3 protein-coding genes and 1 pseudogene are annotated in these 8261 nt (G+C 64.4%); all 4 read right to left on the bottom strand.

Annotated features, from left to right (window positions below; all coding sequences use genetic code 11):
• Window positions 1-21 precede the first annotated feature (21 nt).
• Window positions 22-1718, bottom strand: a pseudogene (locus NKI20_RS28740) (trimethylamine N-oxide permease).
• Window positions 1719-1972: 254 nt separating this feature from the next.
• Window positions 1973-4342, bottom strand: a complete 2370-nt coding sequence (locus tag NKI20_RS28745) for a trimethylamine N-oxide demethylase (RefSeq protein ID WP_352836820.1) — start codon at window positions 4340-4342, stop codon at window positions 1973-1975.
• 106 nt (window positions 4343-4448) lie between these two features.
• Window positions 4449-5078 carry a sarcosine oxidase subunit gamma gene (locus tag NKI20_RS28750; protein WP_352836823.1) on the bottom strand — a complete coding sequence of 210 codons (630 nt, stop codon included), beginning with the start codon at window positions 5076-5078 and terminating at the stop codon, window positions 4449-4451.
• Window positions 5071-8052 (bottom strand): sarcosine oxidase subunit alpha, encoded by a 2982-nt coding sequence (locus NKI20_RS28755; protein ID WP_352836826.1) that lies wholly within the window; start codon window positions 8050-8052, stop codon window positions 5071-5073. Before NKI20_RS28755 ends, NKI20_RS28750 begins: the two co-directional genes overlap by 8 nt.
• Window positions 8053-8261 lie beyond the last annotated feature (209 nt).

Here is an 8261-nt window from a genome sequence, read left to right on the forward strand (position 1 = left end):
TGCCGACTTTTCGGGAAGTCGTCAGATGACGAAAAACCAGTTGGCCAGCAGCATCACCACCACGCCGGCGACCAGCGTCAAATAGGGCAGCATGCCCGCCTTTTTGACCGCGAGGTCGGCTCCCGTCATGCCGAGGTCGGCCAGCATGTGGTCGGGGAACTTTCCCTTGTCCTGGACGTAGTGGCGGAAGCAGAACACCGGAATGATCAGCGCCGCGGTGATCAGTCCGGCCCACAACGCCATCGGGTTCCACACCTTGGCGCCCGCGCCCATGAAGATGGCGTTGACATAGGCAAAGATCGCCCCGATCCCGAGCAGCCAGCTCGGTGCCTTCCAGGGCCGCGCGATATGGCCGTTGTCGATGCGGTGGATCCAGCCGGCGTTGAGGTTGAGGAAGTTGAAGATGATGTAGCCGCAGTTCGACACGGCGAGGATGAAGAAGAAGCTCGTCGCGTCGGCCGAGGCGATGGCCAGCACGATCAGGTTGAAGACGAGATCGGTCCACATGGCGCGGGTCGGCGCGCCATGCTCGTTGACGTGGCTGAGATAGCGCGGCAGCCAGCCGTCGACCGAGCCCTGGTAGAGTGTGCGCGAAGAGCCGGCCATGGCGGTCATGATGCACAGCACCAGCGCCAGGATCATCAGCATTACCAGCAGGCTGTGGATCAGCGCGCCGCCACCGACCATGCCGGCCAGCGCGTCGGCGACGCCGGAACCGTCGACGATCGGCGTCGCCAGCATGCCATTGAGGCCGAGCACGCCCTGGAAGGTGAACGGCACCAGGATGAACAGCAGCATGCACAGCAAGCCGGAATAAAAGATGGCCTTGAACGTGTCGGTGCCGGGGTTCTTGAACTCCGAGGTGTAGCACACGGCGGTCTCGAAGCCGTAGGTCGACCACGCGGCGATGAACATGCCGCCGAGCACCAGCGTCCAGCCCGCGATATTCCAGGCGCCGGGTTCTGGAGCATAGGCAGCCGCCAGCGGTACAAATGGCGAAAAATTCGCCCAGTTGATCTGGCCGGTGATGATCGGCACCACGCCGACGATGAGCATCGGGATGATGACCAGCAGACCGATATATTTCTGCACGTTGGCCGTCCCGAGGATGCCGCGATGCTGGATGGCGAAGATGATCAGCATCAGCACCGCGCCGATGAAGAAGGTCGCGTTGAACGTGAACGAGACCGGTCCCAGCGTGTGGCTGTAGAGCGTCCAGTTGCGGATCGCCGGCGTTGCAGCGGCGGTCACCGCAGTGATGGCGTCGGCGGCACTCGTTCCTGCATGCGCGGCAATATAGGCGACGACATCCGGCGAAGCGTCGGTGAACAGCGGCACCGGCGCCAGCGCGTTGCGGCGATCGAGCAGCCGAGCGACAGCACCGGCGACCAGGCGAACCAGTTGCACCACACCGACAACGGCGCGATGAACTTGGAATAGCGCAGCCACGCCGTGGCGCCGTAGATCGAGGCACCGCCGGATTTGTTCGGGAACAGGCCGGCGATCTCCGCATAGGTGAAGGATTGCAGGAAGCCCATGATCATGGAGAAGATCCAGATCGCGAAGGCCAGCGTGCCGGTCGTGCCGGCAATGCCGCCGATCGAGAACAGGACGAGGGCAGGGACGCCGCTCGCCACCCAGAAGGCGCCGCGCCAGTCGATATTCCGGTGCAGCTTGCCTTCCGCAAGCGGCTCCAGGGCAGTTACTATTGTGCTCATGTGTCTTGGTTCCCCTTTTTGATGTTCCCCGTTCGTGACGGCCGCGACTTCGCGAGGCTTCATCATCGACGCATGCATTGAGCGACTGCCGGTGTTTCCACTCAGTCGTATTTTTTTCTTAACAGTGAAGATTGATCCGACGCGCTTTCAGGTCAAGCGTTTTGTGAAGCCATGCACATCACGCTTGTGAGCGTAGGATTCACGCGACCGGTGAGATTACAGACCGGCCGACCTGTTTGTCGTGAAAACGGTCTTCATGAGCGCGGTTTTGTCTTCTGCGGATCGTAATGTGCGAAGGTGACGACGCGCGCCGGCAGCCGCTTGGCATGGCCATCGAGCTTGCCGATCTCGACCTCGGTGCCAATGGCCGAATGAGTGACATCGAGCCTCGCCAGCGCGATATTCTTATTCAGCACCGGCGAACGCATGGCTGAGGTGACGACGCCGATCTGGGCGCGGCCGACATGCACGCAGTCGCCATGGCCGACGGCGACATTGGCGTCGATGTCGAGCCCGACCAGCTTCGTCCGCGGGTGCTCTTTGCGACGGATCAGCGCCTCGCGGCCGATGAAGTCATCGGTCTTGCTTTTCAGCGGCACGGTAAAACCGATGCCGGCCTCGAAGGGGTCCGTCTGGTCCAAGAATTCGTAACCGGCGAAGATCAGTCCGGCCTCGATGCGCACCATGTCGAGCGCCTGCAGCCCCATCGGCTTCAGTCCGTGCGGCTGGCCGGCCTCCCAGATGGCGTCGAATACCTTTTCGGCGTCGCGCGGATGGCACCAGATCTCGTAACCGAGCTCGCCGGTGTAGCCGGTGCGCGAGACGACGACCGGAATGCCGTTGCCGCCACCGATACGGGCGACGGCGAAACGGAACCATTCGAGTTCATCGATCGACGGCTGTAGCGGCGACGTCCAGATGACTTCACGCAGGATGTCGCGGCTCTTCGGCCCTTGCACGGCGACATTGTGCATCTGGTCGGTGGAGGACCGCACCAGCACGTTGAGCCCCAGCTTTGCCGCTGTCTCGCGCAGCCGTTCGCCGGACAGATCGTCGCCGCCGACCCAACGGAAATTATCCTTGCCGAGGCGCAGCAGCGTGCCGTCATCGATCATGCCGCCATGTTCGTAGCACATGGCGGAATAGACGACCTGGCCGACGCCGAGCTTCTTGACGTCACGGGTCAGCGTGTACTGCAGCAGCGCTTCGGAGTCGGGACCAGTGACCTCGAACTTGCGCAGCGGCGACAGGTCCATGATCACCGCGTCCTGCCGGCAGGCCCAGTATTCGGCGATCGGTCCTTCCTTGGCGAAGGAGTTGGCCAGCCAGTAGCCCCTGTACTCCTGAAAGTTGCGGGTGTGCTTGGCAAAGCTCGAATGAAAGGAGGTCTCGCGGGTCATTTTCGGTTCCGAATCAGGCGTCATGCGTCTGGCGATCGCTCGCGAGAATTTGTGCTGGCCGGAATAGGTGCGCACATGGATGTCGGTCGGGTTCCAGCCATTGGCCGGCGTCGTGTCGTCGGGGCAGGCGGAGGAAACGCAGACGATGTCGGTGAGCGCGCGCAACAGCACATAGTCGCCGGGCCGCGACCATGGCTCATCGGACACCATCACGCCATGCGCGTCGATCGCGGTGTTGAAGAAGAAGTTGATCGCCATCCAGCCGGCACGAGGATTGACGCCTCTGTCCGCCAGCGCGCGATTGAAATTCTCCGAGCAGTTGGTGTGGCCGGGATAGCCGATATCGTCGTAATATTTGGCTGCGCAGGCGAGCGCGAAGGCGTCATGCCGACCGCATGTGTCCTGCACCACTTCGACCAGCGGTTCCATGTCCTGGTCGTAATATTTCGAATACAGGCCGGGCATCGGGTAGCTCGCACCCATCAGCGTGCGGGTCGTCGTCACGTCGAGTGGATGGTCGAGGCCCTTGTCCAGCTTGCGGGCCGAGAAGCACTGGAAGTCGGTGCACTGGCGGCCGTCGACATCGATGATCTGCAGATAATCGCCCGTCTTGACGAAATAGGACTCCGCCGTCGCCGAATGGACGCGCAGGTCCAGCACCGGATCGGCCAGCGGATCGGCCAGTTGCGATTTCGCCGCCGGGCGGATTGTGGCGCGGCGCACGATAACCGTGAGCGGCGTCGCGGTGTCGTGGCCATCGACCAGCATCGGCCCGCCGGGTGCGGCGATGACCATCGAGCCGTCGCGCGCAATCGTGAAGGCCTGTTCGGTGCCAGCCGGCGTGGAACCGCCGAACACACGCACGGCCTTGGCCTGATCCAATTGCACTTGCCGGCGCGCGAGCCCGCGGCGCAAGGAAGCGAGGCTGTCGTCGCCTTCAGTCAGCACGGCCTTGATGCCTGCGGCATTGCTGTTCGATGTCGCGCCAAAAATGCCGGGGTCGGTTGCGCCGGTCTTGTCCCAGGCCAGCAACTCGCAGGCCTGGCCACCCTCGACATTGTGCACAGTGATCGTGTCGCCGGCTTCGATTTCGATGAGCACCGCGCCGTTACCCTGGATCGTATAACGCTCCATGCCAGGCGGCAGCGCGATCTGGCCCGGCCTCAGGATCAGGCTCGGCCGGGGCGGTCCGGCTGCAACTGCGGGGTAGGGCGACTGGCTCATCTCAGCCTTGCGGTTCGAGAAACAAGTTTGCCTGTGTGTGAAATTATTTTAGCGGCAAGAATAGCAGTGCGGTTGGGTTTGGCAAGGCGGAGGGCGCGCACAAGCGCTACGCCAGTTCCTCGGAATGGCTGACGTCGACGCCATATTCAGCCGCCGCATCAAGCATCGTGCCCCACAAGCTCTCGGCGAAGGTCGCAAACACCAGCAGGTTGAACACCGCCAGCCCATCCGCCCTGTCATTCCCGCGCCAGAGCGTCACGCTGGTGTGGTCCATCGAGGTTGCGGCGGCGGCGCCAATCGGAAATGCTCCCGCGTGCAGATCGATCGACGACAGTTTGGCCAGCATCATCCGCGCCTTGGCGCCGGAAATGCTGATCATGGCGCGCGCATGCGACTGGTCCGACAGCGAGGCAGGTCCGGACAATGCCGGAGCCAGCGTCTCCATCGTGTGCTTGCCGCCCTTCGACAGGACGAAAAACTGATCCGGTCCGGACCAGATCAACGTGGCGTCCTGAGCCTGTATCGCCTTGGGCACATCGGGAGCCGCCACGCCAAAACGGGCCATGGCTGCCTTTGCCAGCTCGGCCGCTTGGCCGCGCCGCGCCATCACCTGGATCAGGTCGAAATTCCGGATCTCGGTCAGCCAAACGCCGGCCTCGATGCTGCTTGCACCATGCCGACCGGCGACCAGCGCATGCTCGAGGGGACTGCGGGGAGCCCAGGAAAACTCAGCCACGCTGGCGCCCTCCATCGGGATCGTAGAAGACGGGATTGCACAGCTCGACGTCATAGTCCTCGACGCGCAATGGGTCATGCGCGTGTACGATCTCGCCGATGCGTTCGCGGCCGCGTTCGACAAGGGCGAGCCCGATCCATTGGTCCGATGTCGGCGAGAAACAGACCGAGGTGACATAGCCCTGGTCGTTGCCGGGGCCAGGTATCTGCCCTTTCGGAATGACGTGCGCGCCGGAGCGCAGCCGGCGAGCCTTGTCGGCCGGCTTGACGCCGACAACGACCTGGCGATCCGGCGCGACCAGCGCCTCGCGCCCCGCCATGACGCGGCCGATATAGTCCTTCTTGGTCGACATCATCTTGCCCAAGCCGAGATCGGCCGCCGTCGTCGTGCCGCTCAATTCCGGTCCGGCGATGTGCCCCTTTTCGATACGCATGACGCCGAGCGCCTCGGTGCCGTAGGGCGTGACGCCGAATGGCGCGCCGGCCAGCATCAGATTGCGCGCCATGGCATCGCCGAAGCGCGCCGGCACCGAAATCTCGAAGGCCATCTCGCCGGAGAACGAGATGCGGAACAGCCGCGCCTTGAGGCCGCCGCGAAGCGCCACTTCGCGCGCGCCCATGAACGGAAAGCCTTCGTTCGACAGGTCTTCCGACGGGTCGACGACTTCCCTGAGCAGGTTGCGTGTCTTGGGCCCGGCGATCGAGAACTGCGCCCACTGGTCGGAGACCGAGGTGAGCTGGACGTCGAGTTCCGGAAACAGCACCTGCCGGCAGAATTCAAGATGCTGCATCACCAGCCCGGCCTTGGCGGTGGTGGTGGTCAGGAAATAGTGATCCTCGGCCAGCCGCGACGTGGTGCCGTCGTCATAGACGATGCCGTCCTCGCGCAGCATCAGCCCGTAGCGGGCTTTTCCCACCGCAAGGCTGGAGAAGGTGTTGATGTAGACGCGGTCGAGGAAGGCACCGGCATCCGGGCCGTGCACGTCGATCTTGCCGAGCGTCGAGACATCGCAGAAGCCGACGCCGCCGCGCACCGCCTTGACCTCGCGGGTCACCGATTCCAGCCAGTCTTTTTCGCCGGCGCGCGGATACCATTGCGCGCGCTTCCACAGGCCAGTGTCGACGAAGACGGCGCCCTGTTCGGTCGCCCAGTGATGCGATGGCGTCAGCCTTGTGGCATGGAAAGTCTCGTCGCGATGATGACCGGCGAAGGCGCCTATGGCGACCGGCACATAAGGAGGCCGGTAGATCGTCGTGCCGGTCTCGGGAATGGAGCGGCCGCTGACGGCGGCCATGATGGCGAGGCCGCCGACATTCGATGTCTTGCCCTGGTCGGTCGCCATGCCGAGCGTCGTGTAGCGCTTCAGGTGCTCGATCGATTCAAAGCCCTCGCGCTGCGCCAGTTCGATGTCGGAAGCGGTGACGTCGTGCTGGTAGTCGACAAAGGCCTTGCCCTTGCCTGCGACATGCCAGAGCGGCGTCAATGAAAATGCCTCGTCGTCGGCGACAGGAGTGGCGCCCGCCCTGCCATTGTGCCCCGCGTCACGCGCCGCTGCCGAGCCGGCGGCAAATCCCTGGCTCAGGCAGGCGCCAAGTCCGAAATCGCCATTGGCGGCACCGGCGGCAACCATGCCTGGAGGCGCGCCGTCGGGCACGAAGGCGGCGATATCGTCGCGCCATGTCGGCCGGCCGCGATGGTAGGAGGTCAGCCCGACCGCCGGGTTCCAGCCACCCGAAACGGCGAGGCCGTCCGCTTCGACCTCGGCGCGCGCGCCGCCGGTCAGCGACACCGCGATTTTCCTGACGCCGTCCTTGCCGCCCTCGACACCACTAACGGAGCCGTGCAGCACCGCGAAGCCACCCTTGGAAGCGAGCGATCGGTGGGCTGGAGATATATCAGGCCGTGTGTCGATGACCGCTGCGATCTGAAGTCCGGCGCCAAGCGCGGTCTCGATCGTACGCCAGCCATCCTCATTGTTGGTGAACAGCGCGATGCGCCTAGCCGGCGTCGCTGCATAGCGCGCGATGTAGGTTCGCATGGCTGAGGCCATCATCACGCCGGGCGTGTCGTTACCGGCAAAGACGATCGGCCGTTCGATGGCGCCGGCCGCGACAACGCAGCGCTTCGCCACGATCCGCCACAGGCGCTGGCGCACCTGATGCTCGGGCGGCGAGGGCAGGTGGTCGTTGACCCGCTCGATCGCACCATAGGTGCCGCCATCGTAGACGCCGAACAATGTCGTGCGGGTCATGATGCGGACGTCGGGCATATCAGCCAATTCGGCCAGCGTCCGCGACAGCCACTCGGCTGCCGGCAAGCCATCGATCGTGCCGCCGTCCGACAGCAGACGGCCGCCGAGCGTGAAATCTTCTTCGCACAGGATGACGCGGGCACCAGAGCGGCCGGCGGCCAACGCCGCGGCCAAACCGGCTGGACCGGAACCGGCGATCAGCACATCGCAATGCGCCCATGCCTTGTCGTAGTGATCCGGATCGGCGACGCCGGCGGCGCGGCCAAGGCCGGCGGCGCGGCGGATCGCCGGCTCGTAGATCGCTTCCCAGAATTTCGCCGGCCACATGAAGGTCTTGTAGTAGAAGCCGGCAACGAAGATCGGCGCGAAAAGCTGGTTGACCGACATCACGTCGTGGCGCAGCGATGGCCAGCGGTTCTGGCTGGCGGCTTCCAGCCCGTCATAGAGTTCGGTCGTCGTCGCCTTGGTGTTCGGCTCGCGCCGAGCGCCTGTGCGCAGCTCGACCAGCGCGTTGGGCTCTTCCGAGCCGGCGGTGAGGATGCCGCGCGGGCGATGGTATTTGAACGAGCGGCCGACCAGCTTGACACCATTGGCGATCAGCGCCGAGGCGAGCGTGTCGCCCTGGAAGCCGGAGAAAGTCTTGCCGTCGAAGCGGAAGGTCAGCGGTGCCGAGCGGTCGACAAGACCGCCGGATGTAAGGCGATGGGATTGGGACGACGTCACGATTGCCGGCTTTCCGTGAGTTCGATGAAATGCGAGACGGTTGCGCGGCCTCTTACCCTCCCCCTTGTGGGGAGGGTCGCTGCGCAGCGGCGGGGGGGGGGGGGGGGGGCGGCCCCCCCCCCGACCACCCCCCCCACCACCCCCCAAGAGGGAGCCAGAGGGGGGGGGCGAATGGCGAGGCCGAAGGTGTAGGAAGGAAAAAGACATTA

This window comes from Mesorhizobium sp. M0830 (assembly GCF_040319965.1).
In the GTDB taxonomy this organism is placed as follows: domain Bacteria; phylum Pseudomonadota; class Alphaproteobacteria; order Rhizobiales; family Rhizobiaceae; genus Mesorhizobium.

What these genes read in the sequence shown, in the direction of transcription:
- NKI20_RS28745 (WP_352836820.1), bottom strand. Translation starts at nt 4,342, where the DNA reads ATGAGCCAGTCGCCCTACCCCGCAGTTGCAGCCGGACCGCCCCGGCCG.